Source organism: Nocardioides epinepheli, assembly GCF_037936805.1.
In the GTDB taxonomy this organism is placed as follows: domain Bacteria; phylum Actinomycetota; class Actinomycetes; order Propionibacteriales; family Nocardioidaceae; genus Nocardioides.
Genome location: NZ_JBBMMC010000022.1, coordinates 1 through 21,092 on the forward strand (window position 1 = coordinate 1; position 21,092 = coordinate 21,092).

The following is a 21,092-nucleotide window of genomic DNA, read 5'->3' on the forward strand; positions in this document are numbered from 1 at the left end:
GGGGTCATTCCCGCTGTCCTCGGCGCCAGGAGCGAGGTCCTCGACCTCGGCCGCACCCGCCGCTTCCACACCCCCGCCCAACGCCACGCGATCGGCCTCGAACAACAGCACTGCCAAACACCCGGCTGCGACACCCCCGCGGCGTTCTGCCACGTCCACCACACCCACCCCTGGCAAGACGGCGGCGACACCAACACCCACGACGCCCGACTCCACTGCCCCTTCCACCACCACCAACTCCACGCCACCGGACAACAGCACCCACTGCGAACTTAGGCAGTCAGTCGAGGCACCTTCGCTACTCGCAGATCGATGGATCGCTGACATGGAAGGCGGCGTGCCTCGTCCGGACCCAGTACGGCTTGCTCGACAAAGTCCGCACGAGATACCCGGCAGCACTGTCGAAGCGACCTGGACCCACGATCGGATTGCGCAGTCGAACCTTCCGCACCCGCAGCGTGTTCGTCATGGTTGTCGCTCGGGTACCCCTCCAGCAGCCGGACACGGCACGCTTCTTGCGTGGGTATGCCGGTGCGATGTGGGCGCCTTCAGGGCGACCCTTGAAGCCGGTGACGGCGACCATCGGATATCCGAGCTCGTCGAAGGGTGCGTAGACCAAGAAGGCCATGTTCTGGGTCCTACGGGTCGGCACGACCCACGAGACCTCGCCGTCGCGCACTCGAACCAACCTGCTCGAGTAGCTGACATCGCCGTCCAGGTTCTGCACCGCTTGGATCCGGCACGCGCCACAGCCGCGCACCCGAAGTGTGAGGTCGTTCGCGGCGCTTGAACCGCAGGCCTCGAAGTGTTCGCCGTGCCTGTCGTGGATGGATCGACCGCCGACGACACCCCAGGAACAAACAGCTGGACGACACAGGTCAGCAGAACCAGCACGAGATAGCGCATCGTCACAGTCTCCGTCGATTCCCCGCCATTGCCCAGATAAGTTAGGTTTACCTAAGTCTTCCGGCATCGAAGGAGCAGCGCGTGGTCTACGGAGAAGTCGTCTCGACCGAGGTCTTGTCGCCGCAACTGATTCGCGTGGTGCTCGGCGGCGAGGGACTCGACGGCTTCGAGCCGGTCGAGGACACCGACCAGTACGTCAACTGCTTCTTCCTCGGCGACGAAGCGACCCACGGCGTGCCCTTCGACGCCGACGCGGTGCGCGACCTGCCGCGCGAGCAGCGGCCCTTCGGGCGACGGATGACCGTGCGTGCCTGGGATCCTGAGCGGCGCGAGCTCTCGCTCGACATCGCCACCCACGGTGAGGTGGGCTATGCCGGACGCTGGGCGTTGCACGCGAAGCCGGGTGACCGCCTCCAGTTCCGTGGACCCGGTGGCGGCTACTACCCGCCGGCCGAGGCCGACTACTTCCTGCTGGTCGGCGACGAGAGTGCGCTGCCCGCGATCGCCGCGAGCGCCGAGGCCGTACCCGAGGGCCGGTCCGTCGTCGCCGTCGTCGAGGTGGAGGACGGCGACGGCGAGGTCGAGCTCACCTCGCCCGGCGACCTCACCGTGGTCTGGGTGCACCGGGCCGGCAACGAGGACCGTCTCGACGACCTCCTCGCCGACGCCGTGGCGGCGCTCCCCCGACCCGAGGGCGTCGTGAGCGCCTTCGTGCACGGCGAGGCCGCCGCGACCCGCGCCGTCCGCCGAGTCCTGCTGGGCGAGCGCCTCGTCGAGCCCGAACGTCTCTCCTGCTCGCCCTACTGGCGCCGCGGACACGACGACGAGGAGTGGCGCGCCATCAAGGCCGGCTGGGTGCGCGAGATGAACGCGGAGACCTTCGACTGAGGTTTCTCCGTCGGTCCGCCCGAGTTGCAGCAGTTCGCGATCGAGACCGACGACGGTGCGGTGATCGGGCTGGTCCGGTTCGGCGAGAGCGGGACCCGGACTATCGGCCGCCTCTATCGACCGCACGATCGCGGAGGATCCTGAGCCGCAGGGCTGGCCTGCGACTCAGAGCACGACCGTCGGTGGCGTCCAGTCGACGCGGTTGCCGACGACGTCCACGGCGTAGCTCTGGAAGCTCTGCGACCCCGTGGTCGAGGTATCCGCCGGAGGCTGGGTGCGAATGGCGTCGAGAGCGCCCCTCAGATTGGCATCAAGGCCTCCGAGGTCGGTCATGAAGCCCTCATGGATCTCTCTGGCACGATCGAATCGTCCCGAGGCATACACGGTGCGCTCGCCGCCGGCGAAGATGTAGGACAGGGTGCCTGCGGCGACGCTGATCGGGCCAGCGATGGGCGCAGCGGGCGGGAACAGGCTGATGACGCCGGTCGCGTAGCTGACGCCGCCCATGATCCCGGGGAACGCGCCATGATCGATCGTCTCGGTGCCGACCGGCCAGGATCCGTCGTCGTCCTGGAAATCCCGCCACAACTCCAGCGCTCTCACGATCTTCGTGCGCGCGGCGCGAGCCGCCTCCAGGAGGTTCACCTGATAGTCGGAGATCGCCGCCGCGACCTGCGCAGCGGTCGAGGCCAGGCGCGCCGCCGCGTGCAGGTAGAGACTGCACTTCTCGTTGACGTTGTTCCAGAAGTCGTAGAACGACTCCGAGCTGCGCGACGTCGCTGGCCAGTGGGCATGCAGGTTGGTGAGCCACTCTGGCGCGTTCGGCGCACCGGGAGCCGCCCATCCAACCTCCGGCGCGGTCTGCCGGTGCAGGAACATGGTCAACTCGCCAAACTTGCTCGCACCCGACGCCACGCTCACGGGGTCCGGCTCCCAGATGTTCTGACTGGCCGAGCGATAGACGATCGGCAAAGTGCCTATCGTCCACCGTCGCTTCGCCTCGTTCCACGCCGCGGTGACCGCGTCCTGCACCAGTTGCTCGCGCTGCGCGTTGTTGACCGTCGAAGAGTCCCAGTCCGGGTGGTACGGGTGCATCGCGACGTAGAGGGCGGAGTCTCGAAGCCGTAGGTTCCCGGGATCTTGAAGTAGCCCGGTTCGCGGATCCATCCGTCGCCCAGATGTTGCTCCTCTTGACCCCGCAGGATCTCCCAAGCGGCCTCGTTGCCCGCTAGCTCGCCGAGCAGCGAGGGAATCTCCTCGAACAGCGGACCGAGCTCATCGATGATCGCCATGTCAAGACAATTCAGGAGTGTCGGGGTCGTCGACGATATCTGGGTCGCCGACATACTGCTGGTGGTGGGCGAACCATGCACCCGCAGACCCGTCGACCGCGACGAAGTCGTCGGCGATGGCGTCCAAGGCGGTCGCACTGTCGTTGAACGTGCGCACCATCGCTCGCAGATGGGTGAAGAGCTCGACGGAGATGTCGGCGTGGTCGGTACCGATTGGATGGTTCCCCGCCAGCGCCACCTGAGCCGCGATCGGCTCGATCGCGCCGGTGATCCGGTCGGCGTTGCTCTTGAAGCTGGATGCCTCAGCCGGCAAAGCCACGTGCGCCGCGTGGTAGATCGCGGACATCCTGATCTCGATCTGCGACATCCTCACCCTCCCCTTGTCCCGGTTGATCGGATGCCCTCCTTCGAGTCGCGCCAAACAACCGGAGGTCGCGACGGCCGAGACCGGCGCCCCTCGCGTGAAGCCTGTGCGTCCTGGGCTACGGCACCACGATCTGCCGCTGAATGGTCCGGATGGTGTCGCCGAGGATGCCGCGGCTCAGCAGACCGGGGCCGAGCGGGCCGTTGCGATCCGACCCGAGGGCGGGCAGGCGGGCCAGGGCCGCGCGTTCGTCGTTGCCAAGGTGGGTCAGCTGCCAGTGCAGCTCCTCATCTGCGGCCGGACCGCCGGCGGCCAGGGATCTCGCCTTGACGGCGTAGGCGGCGGCACCCAGCGCGTGGGCGCCCATGTGGGCGACCGCTGCGGCTTGGCCGACCGCACGAGCCGCGGCCGCGCCGGCCGGGGTGATGGCCGCGCTGGCTGCCTTGACGGCGATCATCCGCTTGGCGATCTCGGCGTCCGTCGTACTCTCGCCGCGCGCGAAGGCCTTGGCCCGATCGAGTGCGTCGCGGATCTGGGCGTCTGCCTCTGCCGGGGCCTCGAAGAACGCCAGGACGTGCTCGGCGCACAGCGCTGCCCACCCGGCGAGGAGCCGGCGGTCAGGTTCGGTCAGGGTCTGGGGCGAGGCCACCACGGCATCGTCGCACGCGGCGGCTCCCTCCCCCGTTCAGCCGAGGAGCTGGTGCGTCAGGACGTCGGTGAGCCAGTCCGCGTAGCGATCGGGGGACCAGCCGCGCTGGGTGACGAGGAGCCGGAAGGTCTCGGGCGACATCAGTGCGTGGATCAGATCCTCGGCCTCGGGGAGGGACATCCCTGGCGCGAGAGCACCGCTCTCGTCGAGGGCGCGAGCCAACTGGCGTTGCCCGCGTGAGCGCTGCGAGTCGAGCGAGTGGAGCAGATCGCGGGCTCCCTCGTCGACGTCGGCAGCCCGGAAGACGACCCAGTACAACGCGCTGATCCGCTGGTTGATCGCGACCATGATCGACACGAAGCCGGCCACCTTCCCGCGGGGCGTCTCATCGGCCAGCGCCGCCTCGACCACCGGCCGCTGTGCGACGGGCACCGGATCGGCATCGCCCGCGATCGCGACGTCCATCGCCGCGCTCAAGATCCCGAGCTTGGTCGCGAACAGCCGGTACACAGTGGCGCTCGGCACCCCGGAGTCCGCGCTGATCTGGCCGATCGACGTCGCCGCGTAGCCATGCGCGACGAACCGATCGGTGGCCGCTGCCACCACCGCCGCCCGCGCCCGAACCGTGCGCTCCTGCTCATCCTCGCCGACCCGGCGAGACCCGCGGGCGGCCATGACCGCACCCTAGCCAGAACGAAATGAGAGCGCTACTCTCATTTCACATCAAGACAGCGAGGGGGCGTCATGGGAAGCGATGCGGCGAAGAAGATCGACGAGCTGATCGACGGACTCGACGACTGGCGTGGCCCGATGCTCGCCGAGGTCCGCGCGCTGATCCGCGAGGCACTCCCCGACGTCGAGGAGGAGTGGAAGTGGATGGGCAGCCCGGTGTGGGAGCAGGACGGCATCGTCGCAGTCGGCAACGCCCACAAGGCCAAGGTGAAGCTGACCTTCCCCGAGGGGGCACACCTCGAGGACCCCACCGGCCTGCTCGCCTCCGGTAACGGAAAGCACTGGCGTGCGATCGACCTCGCCGAGGGCGACAAGCTCAACAAGCGATCGTTCAAGGCCCTAGTGAAGCGTGCCGCCGCATACAACGCGGCGAAGAGGTGACTCCTAGCGACGGGCCACTAGGGCGTCGGTCTTCCGACCGTGAGCCCGACCAGCACGAACCCGAGCCCCAGGGCGACCCACAGGGAGCTGCCCGCGACATAGCAAGACAGCACGCGTGCCCGGTCGGCGCGCCGGGCTCGGCGACCGAGATCCATGACGACCACGCCGAGACCGAGCAGCGCCACCGCAGCCGGGTCGATGACTCGGTGCAGCGCTCCGACCTACTCCGGGGCTGGCTCCAACCAGTCGCGGGCTGTCTGCTGCTCAGACTACGCTGGTCGACACGTCGTCTGATCCCGCCCAGGGTTGCCGATCGGCGATCCGCTCGTCCGCCTCCCCGACGAGCCGCCGCGCGAGATCGGTCCCGACGAACGCAGTGAGCACCGATCTCGGTCTCCGGGTGCGTACCCGCTCGCACCCGCCGTCGGCCGACGGTAGATCGATCTCGTAGAGCCCGACCGGCAGCAGGCCCGGCATCCGACGGATCCAGACCGAGGCTGTGGCTCGGTCTCGCCCGGAGCGTGACCGCGCGATCCCGGCGTGGAAGGCGATCTGCTCGATCAGATGGGCTTCCAGCTCGACCTCGTTCAGCAGCCCGGCGATCGCCTCCTTCTCCGAGGGCAGTAGCCGGGCGTATGTCGACGCCGCGGCGCTGACCAGCCAGATTCGCAGGTCGGCCTCGGCCGGCTCGGCGAGGGTCGGGTCGGCGTCCAGCATCGCCTCCAGGTCGCCCCGGACGCGGGACCAGCCGCCGAGTCGCCGGCGCACCTGCCAGGCGGCACGCCGGGGGCCGACCTGGTCGTCGCCGGCGGCCGCAGCGAGATCGTCGTAGCGAACGGTCGGCAGGTGCGACAGCTGCTGCGTGGCGAGCCGGACCACCGCCGGGCTGGGGTCCGAGAGCAGGTCGAGCAGCAGCGCCTCGGGAGGTGGGTCGGTCGGCCACAGCCGGACGGCGGCGATCCGGTCCCGAGCGTGGGGGCTCGCCAGCGCCGCTCGCGCCTCCTGCTCCGACAGGCGCTGCCCGGTCTCGCGCAGACCGTCGAGGATCCGGTCACGATCGATCGTCTCGCCGTCGCCGATCTCCCAGCGAGACAGGTAGAACGCCGCGGCGTCGTGCCCCGCGCGCCGGTAGCGCCACTGTGCGGCCGCACGGACCCGAGGCGACCGGTCGAGCATCCGTCGTTCGAGATCTTCTCGGCCGAAGCACTCCTCCGGGATCAGCGAGAGCGCGATCAGTCGCCCTTCGACATAGCGGCCATGCAGCAGGACGTCCCGTGCCGCCGTCGGGTCCAGCCGCGCCCAGTGCTCGGCCAGCAGCCGCCGCGACCACTGGTCGGTCTCGGCATCGACGAGGCCGGCCAGGTCGCTCGACGAGGGCCGCCGACCGGCGTCGCCGGCAAGCACGGCCCCGTAGGCGAAGCGGCGGACCACGGCGTCGTCAACCCACACGAGCTCACCGATCGGGCCCAGCGAACCGGGAGCACCGCTCGCCGCGGCATAGCGGGCCAGCGCCTCGGCTCCCTGGTGGCGCGTCTGCACGCGGAGCAGGACGCCGAGCACCCGAGCGGCTCGCGGCACAGAGGCGTCACCGGGCGCGGCCGCCCGGTCGATGAGGGCAGCCATCGCGGCCGCCCGGATCAAAGGCACATGATCGACCGCGCGCATCGCCAGGAACCGGTCGGCGAGCGGATCGTCGGTGCCGGCAAGACGCCGGACGGCTCGCTCCCGTAGCTGCCCGTCCGGATGCATCGACGCCGCGCACGCCGCCAGCACGTCCGCGCGCACCAGGGCGGGGTTCCAGTGGCCGGCGTCCTCGAGGGGATTCTCCCGCGCGTAGGAGAAGAACCGCGCCCGGCCGTCGATGCGCAGCAGCTCCGGAGCCGTCAGGTCCCGCAGCCAGGCGTCGACCGCGACGCGCTCACCGGCGTCGCGGCCCAGGCACGCGATCCGCAGGCGACGCAGTGCCTGGTCGGCCTGGACTGGGGTGAGCACGCGTCGATCCTCGCCTGCCGAGAGGCTGCGCCGCCACCGGGTTGCGATACCACGTCAGCGGACGACCTCGCGCCGAGTGCCGTCCAGGCGCCGGGTCCAGCCGCGGGCGTCGAGGTGCTCCAGTAGCGGGACCACCACGCGGCGGGAGGTCTCGAGCGCGACCCGCGCCTGGCTGGTCGTGAAGGGCTGCGGCAACCGAGCGAGCAGGCGCATCGCCAGGGCGGGCGCGCTCGGCAGCAGGACGACGTCGTCGGGCAGCCGCAGCAGGCGGCCGGCTCGCGCCGCGGCGGCGAGCTCCTTGGCCCCGAGGCCGCGCTCGGCGAGGTCGGTGAGACCCGGGGCGGCGAACGGGGACGTCTCGAGGTCCGCGACCAGGGCGTTCACGGCGTCTTCGGCGCCCCCCAGTGCGCCGTGGTGGCCCGTCGCGTGCAGCTGGCCGTCCGCCGACTCCACGCTGGCCCGGCGCGCGACCTCGGCGAGCAGCGCCCGGTCGGGGAGCCCGAGCTCGGACGTCGCCGCGGGCAGTGGCACGCCCACCGCGAGCGGATCGGCCGCGTGGGTGCGCTCGACCAGCGCCGCCAGCGCGACCGCCCAGCGATCCAGCGCGGCGGGATCGCACCACCACTCGCCTAAGACGACGACACCGTGCGGGACCCGAGGCGAGCGGTCTGTCAGAACGCCCAGCCGCCGAAGGGCCGCGCGGGTGACCGCGCCGCGTCGGGCGACCTCGGCCGCCACGTCCGGGACGCCGTCGCGAGGCACCTGCGCCAGCTGCTTGGCGCGGCGCGCACCGTCGCCGCGGCGGCGCAGCGCGGGCGGGTCGACGTCGAGCACCTGCGCACCGCCGACTATCCGGTCGCCGGGCAGCCGCAGCACGATCCGGTCCCCCGGGGTGAGGGGGAGGTCGCCGTCGAAGGTGAGTCGGGCGTGGGTGTCGTCGAAGTCGCGGACGCGGACCGGGGCCGAGGCAGTGCCGAGGTGGGCGTGCAGTCGGCCCGGGATCCGGTCCCACGGCTCGCCGCTGACCCGGCGCGCATCGATCTCGTGGCCGATCGTCCACTCGTCCGAGCGCACCAGGGCGTCGCCACGCCGGACGTCGCCGGCAGCCACGCCGCGCAGGTTGACCGCGACCCGGCTCACCGGCCCGACCTGCTCGACCTCGAGACCGCGGGTCTGGAGGCCCCGCACCGCGACCGGTCGGGTGCCCCCGGATGTGGTGCGGTGCACCTCCAGCCGGTCGCCGACCGCCAGAGCACCCTCCTGGAGGGTGCCGGTCACCACCGTGCCGACTCCCTTCACGGTGAACGAGCGATCCACCCACAGTCGCAGGCGGCCGCCCTCCGGCCCGGCGGGCACGGTCGCCAGCACGGCGTCCAACGTCTCGCCGACGACCTCGCGGGCCCGGGCAGCGTCGGCCGGGTCGGCCGCCGCCACCCAGACGAGCGGCGCATCCGCCAGGCCCGTGCCGTCGAGTCCCTCGCGCACCTGCCGCTCGACGGCGTCGAGCTGCTCCGGCGTCGCCCGGTCGCAGCGGCTGAGCACGACCACCCCGTGCTCGACCCCCCAGGCCGCGAGCGCGTCGCGGTGGTCCTGGGTCTGCGGCATCCACCCCTCGTCGGCGGCCACGACGAAGAGCACCACGGGGCTCGGCCCGAGCCCGGCAAGCATGTTCGTCAGGAACCGCTCGTGCCCCGGCACGTCGACGAAGGCGACCTCGCGGCCCGAGGCCAGCGCCGTCCAGGCGAAGCCGAGGTCGATGGTCAGGCCCCGACGGCGCTCCTCGGCCCAACGGTCGGGCTCCATGCCGGTGAGCGCCCGCACCAGGGTGCTCTTGCCGTGGTCGACGTGCCCGGCCGTGGCGACGACGATCATGGCCGCCCGCTCGCCACGACGACGGCCGTGAGCAACCGCTCGTCGTCCGCCTCCTCCACGCACCGCAGGTCGATCAGGCAGGCGCCGTCGTGGAGGCGAGCCAGGACCGCCGGCTCACCGGTGCGCAGTGCAGCGGCGACCTCGACCGGGACCCGCAATGCCCAGCCTGGCAAGGGGAAACCGGGTGCGCCCCCGCCGCCGACCCGGCCGTCGTGCGCGACCACCTCGACGTCGATCCCACCATCACGCAGTCGCGTGGCGAGCCGTTCGGTGCGGGTCCGGAGGGCGTCGGGATCGGCCGCGAGCCATCGGCGCACCGGCGGGGGCGGGCCGACCAACGTCGCCTCGATGGCCGCGAGGGTCAGCTTGTCGACCCGGAGGGCGCGGGCCAGAGGATGGGACCGCAGTCGTGAGACGACGTCGGCTCGGCCGAACAGGACCCCGGCCTGCGGTCCGCCGAGCAGCTTGTCGCCGCTGACGAGCACGAGGGCGGCGCCGGCCCGCAGAGCACTGCTCACGTCCGGCTCGTCGGGGAGCGCCGGCTCGGGGTGGAGGAGCCCGCTCCCCAGGTCGGCGACCACGGGAGTCTGCGGCAGCGCCTGGTGCAGCTCGCTCACCGACACCGCGGCCGTGAAGCCCTCGACCCGATAGTTGCTGGGATGGACCTTGAGCACGCAGCCGGTGTGCTCGCCCACGGCGTCGACGTAGTCGACGAGATGGGTGCGGTTGGTGCTGCCCACCTCGACCAGTCGGGCGCCGCCGGACTCGATCAGCTCCGGCAGCCGGAACCCTGCGCCGATCTCGATCAGCTCGCCGCGGCTGATCACCGCCTCCCGGCCCGCCGCCAATGCGGCGGTGGCTAGCAGCAGGGCCGCCGCGCCGTTGTTCACGACGAGGGCATCCTCGGCGTCCGGGCACGCCGCGAGCAGCGCGGCGCGAGCCGCCTCCCCCCGGCCGCTGCGCCGGCCGGTGGACAGGTCGAGCTCGACGTCGACGTAGCCTCCGGCGGTGTGCACCGCGTCCCGGGCTGCCGCGGAGAGCGGCGCCCGGCCGAGGTTGGTGTGGACCAGGATCCCGGTCGCGTTCAGCACCGGCCGCAGCGACAGGGCGGTGCGGCCCGCCAGCTCGGACTCGACCACCTCGGCCACCGCCTCGGGGCCGATGTCGCCGCGGCGAGCGCGCTCCTGGGTGGTCGTGACCACCCAGCGCACGGCATCGGCCCCGAGTCGCGCGGCGGCCTCGTGCACCGCGGGACGCGCCAGCAGGTCGTCGGTACGCGGGATGGCTCGGCGGGGATCGTCCTGGCTCACCACTCCCCCGATCTGCCGCGGCTCGTCTCGTGGCGGAGGCGGACGGGAATCGAACCCGCCAGACCGAGATGCTCGGCCTCCTCGGTGTTGAAGACCGGGGGGACCACCAGGAACCCAGACGCCTCCTCGCCGCTCCCGACCCTAGTCGGCACTCCTATGCTCGACCACATGACGGCCCTCTCGGATGTCCGGCTGACCGGTCTGGCCCATGGCGGCGGCTGCGCCTGCAAGATCCCGGCCGGAGAGCTCGAGGACGCCGTGCGCGGGCTGGTCGGGCAGGGCGGCCCCGACGTCCTGGTCGGTCTCGACGCCGGCGACGACGCCGCGGCGGTGCGCATCGCCGACGGCACCGCGGTCCTCTCCACCGCCGACTTCTTCACCCCGGTCGTGGACGACCCCTACGACTGGGGGCGGATCGCCGCGGTCAACGCGCTGTCCGACATCTATGCCATGGGCGGGCGCCCGGTGGTGGCGATCAACCTGGTCGGCTGGCCCCGCGAGGTGCTCTCGATGGAGCTCCTCACCGAAGTGCTGCGCGGCGGCCTCGAGGCCGGGCGCGCCGCCGGTTGCCCCGTGCTCGGCGGGCACACCGTCGACGACCCAGAGCCGAAGTACGGCATGGCGGTCACCGGCCTGGCCGACCCGGACCGACTGCTGCGCAACGACGCCGCCGCGCCCGGCATGCCGCTCACGCTCACCAAGCCCATCGGCGTCGGCGTGCTGAACAACCGGCACAAGCAGACCGGCGAAGTGTTCGAGCAGGCGATCGCCTCCATGACCACGCTGAACGCCGAGGCCTCGGCCGCTGCGCTCGCGGCGGATGTGCGGGCCGCCACCGACGTCACCGGCTTCGGCCTGCTCGGCCACCTGCACAAGATGTGCCGTGCCTCGGGCGTGGGCGCGGTGATCGAGCGGGACGCGGTGCCGGTGCTCGACGACGTCCGCGAGTCCCTCGCCGAGGGCTTCGTCTCAGGCGGCACCCGCCGCAACCTCGACTGGGTGCGGCCTCACCTCGACCCGGCGGGCGAGGTCACCGAGGAGGATCTGCTGCTGCTCGCCGACGCCCAGACCTCCGGGGGCCTGCTCGTCGTCGGCGAGCTGCCGGGCCATCCGGTGATCGGACACACCGTCGAGGGCGCCGGCATCGCGATTCGGTAGGCCGGCCGCTACTCGACCGTGGTGATCGAGTCGTCGACCTCGCCCCGGCGGCGACGCTCCTCGAGCCGGCGCCGCTGCGGGACCACGGTGTAGCGCGGGTCCTTCGCCGACTCCAGTCCGGCCTCGAAGACGCCGAACCGCGTGCACGCCGAGGCCGCCATCAGCGCCAGCCCAGACGCGACCGCGACCCAGCGGCGCCGCGCGAAGAGGGCCCCGATGCCGCCGGCGATCGCGAGCCGTTCGCTGAGGTGGAGCAGCTTGCCGGGCTTGCCCTCGTGCAGCGGCTCGACCACGACGGGGTCCATGTGAGCCTCCATGACCCGCATCGCCACCAGATCCCCGACGACGCCGAGCACCGCCAGCCGTCGGGCCGGGCCCGTCTCGTCGGAGGGCGTGGTGATCATCGCCAGCCCGCTCGCGGCCAGGCTGGCCGAGGAGACGAACACGAACGGCAGGTGCTGGCGGGCGCCGTTCCAGGTCGGGATGGCGGTGTCGGCGAGCAGCACGGCGGTGTAGCCGGCCAGGGGCGGGCCGAACGCGCCTGCCGCCAGGCCGGCGGGCCCCTGGAGGACGTCGACCACCTTGCGCAGCCTGCCGAGCGGGATGGGCAGCTCGGCGACCGCCGCGAGGCTGGTCGGAGCGCTGAAGGCGGTCAGGATCCACGAGCCGACGCTCATCGGCGAGGTGACCTTGAAGGTGCGCAGCATGTTGAGGGCGCGCTCGGGCCGGCCGAGGTCGGCGACCAGTGCGGCACCGGATACGCCGACCGCCGCCAGCGCGGCGAGCCGGGTGTTGCGCCGCAGCACCGGGAGTCCCGCGATCTGCGCTCCGGCCGCGAGCACCCCGGAGGCACCGGCGACGCCGCCGGTGAACAGGTAGAGCGCCACCGGCCACTCCCACGGCGGCGGCTTGACGACGTTGCGGCCGTAGTAGGAGGTGAACTCGACCTCGGGCACCATCGAGTCCGCCGGGACGCGGGCCGTCGAGCCGCCGCGGCGCCGTTTGCCCCCGCCGAACCCGCGACGTCGGCGTCGCTCGGGCTCGGGCGGACGGAACTGGTCGTAGTCGGAGGTGCTCATCGGCGGCCCATCACGAACGAGACGGCCGCGGCGACCGCCATGCCGGCCATCGCGGCACCGGCGCGACGCCACATCTGCGGCAGGTCTGCGGTGCACACCCGTGGGTCGGGCGGCAGCCCGTAGACCTCCGGCTCGTCGAGCAGCAGGAAGATCGAGCCCGTGCCGCCGACGCCGTCGTAGGGATTCGCCCCGTACAGCCGTGCCTCGGTGCGACCCTCGGCGTGCATGGCGGCCACCCGGCGACGGGCATCGTCGACAAGCTCGTCGCGATCGCCGAACTTGATCGAGGTGGTGGGGCAGGTCTTCGCGCAGGCCGGGACGCCGTCGTCGAGCAGCCGGTCGTAGCAGAGCGTGCACTTCTGGGCGACGTGCCGGTTGGGCACGTCGTAGCCGCGGGAGGCGGTTCCGACGGTGCCGTCGTCGCGGCGTTGCACCACGCCGAAGGGGCATCCGGCCACGCAGGTGCCGCAGCCGTTGCAGACGTCGGCCTGCACCACCACGCTGCCGAACTCGGTGCGGAACAGCGCGCCGGTGGGGCATACGTCGAGGCAGCCGGCGTGGGTGCAGTGCTTGCACACGTCGGAGGCCATCAGCCAGCGGAACTCGTCGGTGTCGGGCGGCGTGACGTCGCCCGCGGCGTTGTCGGGGGCGGCGTCGTCGCTGCGCACCGTCGGCATGCCGAGCTCGACCAGCGCCTGGCCGCTGCGTCGGGCGGCCACCAGCTGCTCGCGGCTCTGCTCGACGAAGGCGACGTGGCGCCAGGTGGAGGCGCCGAGCGCCTGGGTGTTGTCGTAGGACCAGCCGGTCAGCTCGAGGTCGCCGTCCTGCGGGTTGTGGTTCCACTCCTTGCAGGCCACCTCGCAGGCCTTGCACCCGATACAGATCGAGGTGTCGGTGAAGAAGCCCTTGCGTGGCTCGACGGTGGGCCAGCCGACCTCTGTGCGTGGGTCACCCATGAGCTCCGCTGTCCCCCGCCTCGGTGTTGTCGAAGTGCTTCTGGATCGGCCGTTCGTTGTCGGTGTCGACGGTGACCCCCGCGCGCTGCTGGTAGTCGGTCACCAGGTCGACCAGGGCCCGGCCCCGCGGCCGGCGTCCGGCCACCACGTCACAGGTTGCCACCTTCGACTCCTGGATCTGGGTGTTGGGGTCGAGCGTGACGCCGACCAGGTCGTTGGCGGCGTCGCCGCTGACGACGGCCTGTGTGCCGACGCCCCAGTGGTAGGGCAGGCCCACCTGGTGCACCGGGCGCCCGTCGACGATCAGCGGGCGCATCCGATCGGTGACCAGGACCCGCGCCTCGATGGCGGCGCGCGCCGAGACGATGGTGGCCCAGCCGCCGTTGACCAGACCCCGCTCGGCCGCCAGCGCCGGCGAGACCTCGCAGAACATCTGCGGCTGGAGCTCGGACAGGAACGGCGACCAGCGACTCATCCCACCCGCGGTGTGGTGCTCGGTGAGCCGGTAGGTGGTGAAGATGTAGGGGTAGACGTCCGAGCCGGGGGCGCCCGCGCTCGGTGCGTCGAGGTTGTCGGTGCGCGGGAAGGTCACCCGGGTCGGCGCCTGCTGGAGCGGATAGAGCGCGTTGGCGACCGGCGACTCCTGCGGCTCGTAGTGGGTGGGCAACGGGCCGTCGACCATCCCCTTCGGAGCGAACAGCCAGCCCTTCCCGTCGGACTGCATGATGAACGGGTCGTCGCCGGTGAGCGCCGCGGGACCGACGGCGTCGGCGTCCGGGCGGGCGCCCGGGGCACGGTCGAGCGGGAAGTCCGGGCTGTCGAGGCCGGTCCAGATGCCCTGATCGGCGTCCCACCACACCAGCTTCTTGCGCTCGCTCCACGGCCTCCCCTCGGGGTCGGCCGAGGCCCGGTTGTAGAGGATGCGGCGATCGGCGGGCCAGGCCCAGCCCCACTCGTGCTGGTTGGGCGAGTCGCCGCCGTGCGGCACGCGCCGGGAGGCCTGGTTGACGCCGCCGGCGTAGACGCCGGTGTAGATCCAGCAACCGCCTGCGGTGCTGCCGTCGGCGCGCATCTGCGTGTAGGCCTCCAGTGGCTCTCCGTCGCGGGGTCCGCCCACGTAGAAGCCGTTGATCTCCCGCAGGACGGCCTCGGGGTCGGGCTTGCCCTCGGCGTCGTTCGGGTAGTCCCACGTGAGGTCGAGCAACGGTCGGTCGCGCGGGTCGTCGGAGCCGGCCAGCCGGGCCCGGATCCGGGCGCCGAGCTCGAGGAAGAAGTCGAGGTCGCTCTCGGCCTGACCGGGAGGCGCGAGCGCCTGGTGGCGCCACTGGAGCAAGCGCTGGGTCTGGGTGAAGGAGCCGGACTTCTCCACATGGGTGGCCGCGGGCATGAAGAAGACCTCGGTGGCGATCTCCTCGGTGCGCAGCTCGCCGGAGGCGATCTCGGGGCCGTCGAGCCACCAGGTGGCCGACTCGATCATGTTGAGGTCGCGCACCACCAGCCACTTCAGGTGGGACATCGCCATCCGCTGCTGGCGCCCGTTGGCCGAGCCCACCGCGGGGTTCTGGCCCAGCACGAAGTAGCCGTCGACGTTGCCCTCGAGCATCTCGACGGTGGTCTGGTAGGTGCCTGCCGGCCCGTCGAGCCGGGGCAGGTAGTCGTAGCACCAGTCGTTCTCGGCGGTGGCGGCGTCGCCGAACCAGGCCTTGAGCAGGCTGACGACGTAGTTCTCCCGGTCGGCCCAGTAGCCCTTCTGCTCGGTGGAGGCGATGGCGTCGAGGTAGTCGGTCCAGGTGTCGTGGACGCCGACCGACGGCATCGGCAGGTAGCCCGGCAGCAGGTTGAACAGCGTGGGGATGTCGGTGGAGCCCTGGATGCTGGCATGGCCGCGCAGCGCCATGATGCCGCTGCCGGGACGACCCACGTTGCCCATCAGCAGCTGGAGGATGGCGGCGGTACGGATGATCTGGGCGCCCATCGTGTGCTGGGTCCAGCCGGTGGCGTAGCCGAAGCAGGTGGTGCGCTCGCGTCCGGAGTTCTCCACGATCGAGTCGGCGAGGTAGGCGAACTCCTCGGGCGTGATGCCGCAGGAGCGGGCCACCATCTCGGGGGTGTAGCGGGCGAAGTGCCGCTTGAGGGTCTGCAGGACCGTGCGCGGGTCGGTGAGGGTCTCGTCGCGAGCGGCGTCGCCGTAGGTCGTGGTGGATCGGCCCTCGGCGTCCGCGTAGGCCCAGGTGCTGTTGTCGTAGCGCGCCTGCTCCTCGTCGTAGCCGGAGAATAGGCCGTCGAGGTCCTCGGTGTCGCGGTAGTCCTCGGAGAGCATCGTGGCGGCGTTGGTGTAGGCGACGACGTACTCGCGGAAGTACAGCTCGTGGGTGAGCACATGGTTGATCAGGCCGCCGAGCAGCACGATGTCGGTGCCGGCCCGGATCCCGATGTGCCGGTCAGAGACCGCCGAGGTACGGGTGAACCTCGGGTCGACGTGGATCACTCGGGAGCCGCGCGCGATCGCGTCGGTGACCCATCCGAAGCCGACCGGGTGCGCCTCGGCCATGTTTCCGCCCATGAGGACGATGCAGTCCGCGTTCACCATGTCCTGCAAGGACTGGGTGGCCCCGCCGCGGCCGTAGGAGGACCCCAGACTGGGGACCGTGGCGGAGTGTCATATGCGCGCCTGGTTCTCGATCTGGATCGCGCCCGCCGCGGTGAAGAGCTTCTTGATGAGGTAGTTCTCCTCGTTGTCGAGGGTGGCTCCCCCGAGCGAGGCGATGCCCATCGTGCGCCGCAACGGGCGGCCGTGCTCATCGGTGTCCTGCCAGTGGTGGCGGCGTGCGGCCACGAAGCGCTCGGCGATCATGTCGATCGCGGTGTCCCGGTCGAGGTCGGTCCACTCGGTCGCGTACGGCGCCCGGTAGCGGATCCTCGTCTGGCGCAGCGGGTTGTTGACCAGCTGCTCGCTTGAGGCGCCCTTGGGGCACAGCCGACCGCGCGAGATCGGCGAGTCGGGGTCGCCCTCGATGGCGATGACGCGCTCGTCCTTGACGTAGATCTTCTGCCCGCAGCCCACGGCGCAGAACGGACACACACTCTGCGTGACCCGATCGGCGGTGGCGGTGCGGGGCTGGATCTCGCGGGTCCGCTCGGAGGTGACCGCCGCGCCGCGTCCCGTCGGGTCGCCACCGCGCAGCTGCCGGAGCACCGGCCACTCCAGCGGACTCCACATGCGCATCAGTCTAGACAGATCGCACTCCGGGACTTCTCGGCGGCGGCAGAGAACCTAGGGTCGCAGCGCCTCGGACTGCGGGTCGAAGCAGACCAGGCCGTGCTCGGCGGCGGTCCGCGCCGCGAACTCCGAGGCCTCCTCGGCGCGGCTCCACACCATCGAGAAGTAGATGGCCTCCCCGAAGGCGTTCGCGATCATCGGGCCATCGGCCCACGGCGAGTCCTCCGAGCCGTCGTCGGTGAGGTCGGGCCACCTGGCGAGCAGGGCGTCGACGTAGCTCCGGATCCGCGGGCTGGGCGGCACGGGATCGTCGTCGATCGCCGTCTCCATCCGCTCCATCAGCTGCTCGTAGACCTGCGCGGCCTCCTCGTCTGACGCCGGACGCGGACCTTCCCATACGGCGAGATCGAAACTCATGGGCACACGATGACAGGTCGTCACCGCCTCGCGCTCAGCGCCGCCGCAAGCATCGTGTTCAGCTCCGCGAAGGCGGAGGCCGGGTCGTCCGGTCGATCGGGGTTCACCTCGCAGATGGTGATGATCCGCGCCGTGCGATGGGACATGAGCCCGGTGACCAGGCGGCCGAGGCCGGCCACGCTCAGCCCGGGGTCACTGCGCTGCTCCTCGGCGATCGGGAACGCCGTCTGGTCGAGCACGTCGACGTCGACGTGGACCGAGAGGAGGCTCAGCCCGTCCGCCCACGCGGCGAGCTCGGCCAGGACGTCGGCGGTGTGCTCCTCCACCTGCTGCGAGAGGTAGCGGGTGAGCGAGAGGTCGTCGATCCGGGACTGCTCGTAGGCGTTCGCGCGGTCGGCGGCCACGAGACGCAAGGTGTGACGGGTGAGCAGTGGCCGCGGTCCGCCGAGGCTCGCCAGACGCGCGTCGGCGTCCGGCGCGTCGAGCAGGTGGGTGATGCCCATCCAGTCGGCGATGCCATTGCCGGACTGCGGCGAGGTGAGGTCGCAGTCGAGGTCGACGTAGGCCAGCCCGACCCTGGCATGAGGTGCGCCGGCGGCCGCCTTCGCACCGGCGATCACGCCGAGCTGGATCGAGCAGTCCCCGCCGAGGACGAGGATCCGGGCGTCCGGCTCGGCCTGGGCGATGCGCTGGACCTGGCCCGCGACCGTGCGGGCGGCCTCGATGACCCGGTCGGCGCTCTGGAGCTTCGGGTGGTCGGGGTCGGGCTCCATCCGGAAGTGGACGACGTCACCGTGGTCGATGACCTCGAGACCGGCTGCGGTCAGCCGTTCGAGCAGGCCGTGAGCGCGGAATGCCTCGGGGGCGCGTTCCTGACCGGGACCGTGTGCCGCGGCCGAGGTGGCCGCTCCGACGATGTGGACTCGAACCTGCTCGTGCTCGCTCATCCTCGCCAGACTAGGCACCGCGGGTGTATCATCTGATACATGTTGCGAACGCACGCTGACTCCCCGGCCGACGTCACCGATCTGTGGGCGGTCGTCGGCGACGTCCTCGCGTGGCCCGGCCGGCTGCCAACCTTCGACTCGGTGGTGCCGGAGGATGCCTCCGCGCCGGTCGGGACGGGCTCGCGGTTCGCCGTGCGCCAGCCGGGTCTGCCACCGGCCACCTACGAGATCACCGAGTGGACGCCGGGCGCCTCGTTCACCTGGGCCGCGCGCTCGACGGGCGTCACGACCACGGCCAGCCACGCCGTCACCGCCGTCGCGAACGGCGGCTCGCGCGTCGACCTCACGGTGTCGTGGGCAGGGATCCTCGCCCCGATCGTCCGGGTGCTCATGGGTCGCAAGGCCGCCCGGATGATGGAGTCGGAGGCCACCACGTTCGCCACGATCGCGCCAGAGCGTGGCTGAGGCGCGCGAGGCCCTGCTCGCCAAGGTGGTCGCCTACTACGCCGAGCACGGCGTCCGCGACACCAGCCTGCGCACCCTGGCGGCCGAGATCGGCACGAGCCAGCGGATGCTGCACTACCACTTCGGCTCGCGCGGGGACGTCCTCGCCGCGGTGATCGAGGCGATCGCGGCCGGGCAGGCGGCCCAGATCGCCGAGCTCTTCGCCGGTGAGTCCGACCCCCTCGCCGCCGGCCGGCGCAACTGGGACGCGACCGTCGAGGATGCCCAGACCTACGGCCCGCTGTGGTTCGAGCTGGCCACCCACGCGATGCGCGGCGAGCCGTACGCGGCCGGGCTGGGCGAGGTGATGGTGGCCGCCCAGCTGCGAGAGTTCACCGCTGTCTACGCCGCGCACGCCGATCCGGGCAAGGCGGCTCGGCTCGCGCGCCTGACCCTCGCCGTGGGGCAGGGGCTGATCTTCGACCTGCTCATCGACGGCGACCGGGCCGCCGCCGACGCAGCGATCGAGGAGTTCACCGACCTGGTCCGGCGCGAGCTCGGGCAGCGCTAGTGGTGCTGGTCGCGCCTGGGTGAGGATGGGCGCATGCCCGCGCCCGACCTCGTCATGCTGATCCGACACGGCGAGAAGCCGGCCGACCCGCCGGCCAAGCCGCCGCCGCACGGCGTCGACATCGAGGGACGCCACGACGCGCACTCGCTGCTGCCCCTCGGCTGGCAGCGGGCGGGCGCGATCGCGGTGCTCTTCGCTGGCGATCCCGGGGCGCCGCTGGCCAGGCCTACTGCGATCTTCGCGCCCGACTACGGCGAGCAGACCGAGTCCCACCGCACCACCCAGACCGTCGCGCCGCTCGCGCGTCGCCTCGAGCTGTCGGTACAGACCCCCGTCGAGCGCGGTCACGAGCCTCGGCTCGTCTCCCGGTTCCTCGCAGTCACCGAGGGCTCGCTCCTCGTCTGCTGGGAGCACCACCACCTGCCCGCACTCGCGCAGGCCTTCGCCGCCCAGGTCGGCATCGCCACCGAGGACCTGCCCCCACAAGGACGCTTCTGGCCCGAGGACGACTTCTGGACCATCCTCGTGTTCGCTCGTCAGGACGATGGCGGCTACTCCGTCGCGAGCCTGAGCGAGGACGTCTTGGCGGGCGATCCGCCCCGCGAGGACTGACCCCTCGGCTCGTCCCGGCTGGAGGCTTGTTACCGACCGTTGTGACTTGTTACTGACCGTTGTGACCTCTGACCTGCGCTTACAAGAGCAGGTCAGAGGTCACAACGGTCAGTAACAAGCCTCGCCCGCCGGCACCCGAGCACGCACCTAGACTCGCGCTGTGGAGCCGGAGCCGTCGCGGTCCCCCAGTGGTGCCGGCAAGAGGCGAGAGCTCTTGGTCGGCGGCGTGGGCTGCTTGTTCCTGCTCGTCGCCCTCCCACTCATGGCGGTCCTGGTGCTGGCGATCTTCTTCGACGAGCCGCTCCTGTTGCTCGGATTGGTGGCGTTCCTGGTGGCCTGCGCGGCGTACCGCAAGGCGAGTCGGGGCTCCTCGTAAGGGGTGGCATGGCGGAGGCCGAACGTCCGCGTTGAGCGCTAGCGTCGGGCGGCATGACGACACAGACCTCGCAGCCGTCCCGTTCGCACCGCGTGGGTCGCGAGGTGCGGCATGGCTGAGTTCGGCGAGGAGGACCTCAGCGGCTCCACCTTCGACTGGACCGATCTGAGCGGCTCGACCTTCCGGGCGGCCTCGCTGAGCGACGTCACGATCCGGGGCACCGACCTGCACCGCGTGAAGATGACCGGGGTCGAGCTCTACGACGTCGACATCAGCGGCGACATCCAGGGCTTGCGCATCAACGGGATCGACGTGACGGCCTACCTCGAGGAGGAGACCGCCCGCCGGCACCCGGAGCTGGCGAAGCTGCGACCCGAGGATCCGGCCGGATTCCGCGAGGCGTGGGACCTGCTCGAGTCTGGATGGGAGGAGACCGTCGCGCGCGCCCGGCGCCTTGATCCGGACCGACTGCACGAGCGGGTCGCCGACGAGTGGTCGTTCATCGAGACCCTGCGCCACCTCTCCTTCGCCACCGCCGCCTGGGTCGACCGCTCCCTCAACGAGGAGGCGGCGCCGTGGCATCCGCTCGACCTGCCGTGGGACGAGGCGCCCACCGACAAGGGCTTCCCGAACGACCGCACCGCCCGGCCCTCGCTCGACGAGGTGCTGGAGCTGCGCCGGTCCCGCCAGGCGGGGGTGCGCCGCGTCGTCGAGGGGCTCACCGAGGAGTCGCTGGCCGCCGAGGCCACTCCTCCCGACGACGACGGCTGGCCGTCGCGCCGCGGCTTCACCGTCAAGGACTGCCTCTCCATCGTGCTCAACGAGGAGTACTGGCACCGCACGTACGCCGAACGCGACCTGGCGGTGCTCGAGGAGGGCGCGCGGTAGGCAGCCTCTTCCACGCGCGGAGGAATCGTCGCCGCCAC

23 protein-coding genes, 1 tRNA gene and 1 pseudogene are annotated in these 21,092 nt (G+C 71.6%); 9 read left to right on the top strand and 16 right to left on the bottom strand.

Annotation, left to right across the window (positions count from 1 at the left end):
- Positions 1-276: HNH endonuclease signature motif containing protein (locus WMR31_RS21110; RefSeq protein WP_340540893.1), on the top strand; the 276-nt coding region annotated here is incomplete at its 5' end.
- 22 nt (positions 277-298) lie between these two features.
- Here WMR31_RS21110 and WMR31_RS21115 read toward each other — a convergent pair.
- Complete coding sequence (locus WMR31_RS21115; RefSeq protein WP_340540894.1) at positions 299-727, bottom strand: hypothetical protein; 429 nt, start codon at positions 725-727, stop codon at positions 299-301.
- 260 nt (positions 728-987) lie between these two features.
- On the opposite strand from WMR31_RS21115, the gene WMR31_RS21120 reads away from it, so the two are divergent.
- Positions 988-1,794, top strand: coding sequence for a siderophore-interacting protein (locus WMR31_RS21120; protein WP_340540895.1), 807 nt, complete (start codon positions 988-990; stop codon positions 1,792-1,794).
- Positions 1,795-1,959: 165 nt separating this feature from the next.
- Here WMR31_RS21120 and WMR31_RS21125 read toward each other — a convergent pair whose 3' ends face one another.
- The 4 genes from WMR31_RS21125 to WMR31_RS21140 all read right to left on the bottom strand — a co-directional run bounded on the left by WMR31_RS21125 (position 1,960) and on the right by WMR31_RS21140 (position 4,774).
- On the bottom strand, positions 1,960-2,889 hold the full coding sequence (locus tag WMR31_RS21125; RefSeq protein ID WP_340540896.1) for a hypothetical protein: 930 nt from the start codon (positions 2,887-2,889) through the stop codon (positions 1,960-1,962).
- A 198-nt stretch (positions 2,890-3,087) separates the two neighbouring features.
- Positions 3,088-3,453: a hypothetical protein gene (locus tag WMR31_RS21130; protein WP_340540897.1), complete on the bottom strand. Its 366-nt coding sequence runs from the start codon at positions 3,451-3,453 to the stop codon at positions 3,088-3,090.
- Between the two features lie 115 nt (positions 3,454-3,568).
- Complete coding sequence (locus WMR31_RS21135; protein WP_340540898.1) at positions 3,569-4,099, bottom strand: putative immunity protein; 531 nt, start codon at positions 4,097-4,099, stop codon at positions 3,569-3,571.
- Positions 4,100-4,135: 36 nt separating this feature from the next.
- Complete coding sequence (locus WMR31_RS21140) at positions 4,136-4,774, bottom strand: TetR/AcrR family transcriptional regulator (RefSeq protein WP_340540900.1); 639 nt, start codon at positions 4,772-4,774, stop codon at positions 4,136-4,138.
- Positions 4,775-4,843: 69 nt separating this feature from the next.
- Here WMR31_RS21140 and WMR31_RS21145 point away from each other — a divergent pair, with 69 nt between their 5' ends.
- Positions 4,844-5,212, top strand: coding sequence for a DUF1801 domain-containing protein (locus WMR31_RS21145; protein WP_340540901.1), 369 nt, complete (start codon positions 4,844-4,846; stop codon positions 5,210-5,212).
- 17 nt (positions 5,213-5,229) lie between these two features.
- On the opposite strand, the gene WMR31_RS21150 is transcribed toward WMR31_RS21145, so the two are convergent.
- The 5 genes from WMR31_RS21150 to WMR31_RS21170 form a co-directional block, all read right to left on the bottom strand.
- Complete coding sequence (locus WMR31_RS21150; RefSeq protein ID WP_340540902.1) at positions 5,230-5,397, bottom strand: hypothetical protein; 168 nt, start codon at positions 5,395-5,397, stop codon at positions 5,230-5,232.
- A 79-nt stretch (positions 5,398-5,476) separates the two neighbouring features.
- Positions 5,477-7,204 (bottom strand): hypothetical protein, encoded by a 1,728-nt coding sequence (locus tag WMR31_RS21155; protein ID WP_340540903.1) that lies wholly within the window; start codon positions 7,202-7,204, stop codon positions 5,477-5,479.
- A gap of 54 nt (positions 7,205-7,258) precedes the next feature.
- Positions 7,259-9,076: a selenocysteine-specific translation elongation factor gene (gene selB, locus WMR31_RS21160; RefSeq protein WP_340540904.1), complete on the bottom strand. Its 1,818-nt coding sequence runs from the start codon at positions 9,074-9,076 to the stop codon at positions 7,259-7,261.
- Complete coding sequence (selA, locus tag WMR31_RS21165; RefSeq protein ID WP_340540905.1) at positions 9,073-10,386, bottom strand: L-seryl-tRNA(Sec) selenium transferase; 1,314 nt, start codon at positions 10,384-10,386, stop codon at positions 9,073-9,075. The genes selB and selA overlap by 4 nt, the downstream gene beginning before the upstream one ends.
- 30 nt (positions 10,387-10,416) lie before the next feature.
- A tRNA-Sec gene (locus WMR31_RS21170) sits at positions 10,417-10,512 on the bottom strand.
- A 42-nt stretch (positions 10,513-10,554) separates the two neighbouring features.
- Here WMR31_RS21170 and selD point away from each other — a divergent pair.
- Positions 10,555-11,544 (top strand): selenide, water dikinase SelD, encoded by a 990-nt coding sequence (gene selD, locus WMR31_RS21175; protein ID WP_340540906.1) that lies wholly within the window; start codon positions 10,555-10,557, stop codon positions 11,542-11,544.
- A gap of 8 nt (positions 11,545-11,552) precedes the next feature.
- On the opposite strand, the gene nrfD is transcribed toward selD, so the two are convergent.
- The 6 genes and pseudogenes from nrfD to WMR31_RS21200 all read right to left on the bottom strand — a co-directional run bounded on the left by nrfD (position 11,553) and on the right by WMR31_RS21200 (position 18,163).
- Positions 11,553-12,623: an NrfD/PsrC family molybdoenzyme membrane anchor subunit gene (gene nrfD, locus WMR31_RS21180; protein WP_340540907.1), complete on the bottom strand. Its 1,071-nt coding sequence runs from the start codon at positions 12,621-12,623 to the stop codon at positions 11,553-11,555.
- Positions 12,620-13,579 carry a 4Fe-4S dicluster domain-containing protein gene (locus tag WMR31_RS21185; protein ID WP_340540908.1) on the bottom strand — a complete coding sequence of 320 codons (960 nt, stop codon included), beginning with the start codon at positions 13,577-13,579 and terminating at the stop codon, positions 12,620-12,622. The genes nrfD and WMR31_RS21185 overlap by 4 nt, the downstream gene beginning before the upstream one ends.
- Positions 13,572-16,226, bottom strand: a pseudogene (locus WMR31_RS21190) (molybdopterin-dependent oxidoreductase); the annotation flags it as partial. The pseudogene WMR31_RS21190 and the gene WMR31_RS21185, both read right to left, overlap by 8 nt.
- Before the next feature lie 12 nt (positions 16,227-16,238).
- Positions 16,239-16,799, bottom strand: a complete 561-nt coding sequence (locus WMR31_RS22185; RefSeq protein WP_510182521.1) for a hypothetical protein — start codon at positions 16,797-16,799, stop codon at positions 16,239-16,241.
- A 54-nt stretch (positions 16,800-16,853) separates the two neighbouring features.
- On the bottom strand, positions 16,854-17,216 hold the full coding sequence (locus WMR31_RS21195) for a hypothetical protein (RefSeq protein ID WP_340540911.1): 363 nt from the start codon (positions 17,214-17,216) through the stop codon (positions 16,854-16,856).
- 20 nt (positions 17,217-17,236) lie between these two features.
- Entirely contained in the window at positions 17,237-18,163 is a 927-nt protein-coding gene (locus WMR31_RS21200) for an arginase family protein (protein WP_340540912.1), read from the bottom strand.
- 39 nt (positions 18,164-18,202) lie between these two features.
- Here WMR31_RS21200 and WMR31_RS21205 point away from each other — a divergent pair, with 39 nt between their 5' ends.
- The 5 genes from WMR31_RS21205 to WMR31_RS21225 all read left to right on the top strand — a co-directional run bounded on the left by WMR31_RS21205 (position 18,203) and on the right by WMR31_RS21225 (position 21,054).
- Positions 18,203-18,628 carry an SRPBCC family protein gene (locus tag WMR31_RS21205; protein WP_340540913.1) on the top strand — a complete coding sequence of 142 codons (426 nt, stop codon included), beginning with the start codon at positions 18,203-18,205 and terminating at the stop codon, positions 18,626-18,628.
- Entirely contained in the window at positions 18,621-19,178 is a 558-nt protein-coding gene (locus WMR31_RS21210; RefSeq protein ID WP_340540914.1) for a TetR/AcrR family transcriptional regulator, read from the top strand. The genes WMR31_RS21205 and WMR31_RS21210 overlap by 8 nt, the downstream gene beginning before the upstream one ends.
- 33 nt (positions 19,179-19,211) lie before the next feature.
- Positions 19,212-19,790 carry a hypothetical protein gene (locus tag WMR31_RS21215; protein ID WP_340540915.1) on the top strand — a complete coding sequence of 193 codons (579 nt, stop codon included), beginning with the start codon at positions 19,212-19,214 and terminating at the stop codon, positions 19,788-19,790.
- A 160-nt stretch (positions 19,791-19,950) separates the two neighbouring features.
- On the top strand, positions 19,951-20,166 hold the full coding sequence (locus WMR31_RS21220; protein ID WP_340540916.1) for a hypothetical protein: 216 nt from the start codon (positions 19,951-19,953) through the stop codon (positions 20,164-20,166).
- Between the two features lie 111 nt (positions 20,167-20,277).
- Complete coding sequence (locus tag WMR31_RS21225) at positions 20,278-21,054, top strand: DinB family protein (protein ID WP_340540917.1); 777 nt, start codon at positions 20,278-20,280, stop codon at positions 21,052-21,054.
- Positions 21,055-21,092: the final 38 nt, after the last annotated feature.

Bases quoted from the DNA above. Each gene is read 5' to 3' on its own strand.
- nrfD (WP_340540907.1), bottom strand. From the start codon at position 12,623: ATGAGCACCTCCGACTACGACCAGTTCCGTCCGCCCGAGCCCGAGCGA.
- WMR31_RS21215 (WP_340540915.1), top strand. From the start codon at position 19,212: ATGCCCGCGCCCGACCTCGTCATGCTGATCCGACACGGCGAGAAGCCG.
- WMR31_RS21125 (WP_340540896.1), bottom strand. From the start codon at position 2,889: ATGCACCCGTACCACCCGGACTGGGACTCTTCGACGGTCAACAACGCG.
- WMR31_RS21195 (WP_340540911.1), bottom strand. From the start codon at position 17,216: ATGAGTTTCGATCTCGCCGTATGGGAAGGTCCGCGTCCGGCGTCAGAC.
- WMR31_RS21145 (WP_340540901.1), top strand. From the start codon at position 4,844: ATGGGAAGCGATGCGGCGAAGAAGATCGACGAGCTGATCGACGGACTC.
- WMR31_RS21225 (WP_340540917.1), top strand. From the start codon at position 20,278: ATGGCTGAGTTCGGCGAGGAGGACCTCAGCGGCTCCACCTTCGACTGG.
- WMR31_RS21140 (WP_340540900.1), bottom strand. From the start codon at position 4,774: ATGGCCGCCCGCGGGTCTCGCCGGGTCGGCGAGGATGAGCAGGAGCGC.
- selB (WP_340540904.1), bottom strand. From the start codon at position 9,076: ATGATCGTCGTCGCCACGGCCGGGCACGTCGACCACGGCAAGAGCACC.
- selD (WP_340540906.1), top strand. From the start codon at position 10,555: ATGACGGCCCTCTCGGATGTCCGGCTGACCGGTCTGGCCCATGGCGGC.
- WMR31_RS21130 (WP_340540897.1), bottom strand. From the start codon at position 3,453: ATGTCGCAGATCGAGATCAGGATGTCCGCGATCTACCACGCGGCGCAC.
- WMR31_RS21205 (WP_340540913.1), top strand. From the start codon at position 18,203: ATGTTGCGAACGCACGCTGACTCCCCGGCCGACGTCACCGATCTGTGG.
- WMR31_RS21185 (WP_340540908.1), bottom strand. From the start codon at position 13,579: ATGGGTGACCCACGCACAGAGGTCGGCTGGCCCACCGTCGAGCCACGC.
- WMR31_RS22185 (WP_510182521.1), bottom strand. From the start codon at position 16,799: ATGTGGAGTCCGCTGGAGTGGCCGGTGCTCCGGCAGCTGCGCGGTGGC.
- WMR31_RS21200 (WP_340540912.1), bottom strand. From the start codon at position 18,163: ATGAGCGAGCACGAGCAGGTTCGAGTCCACATCGTCGGAGCGGCCACC.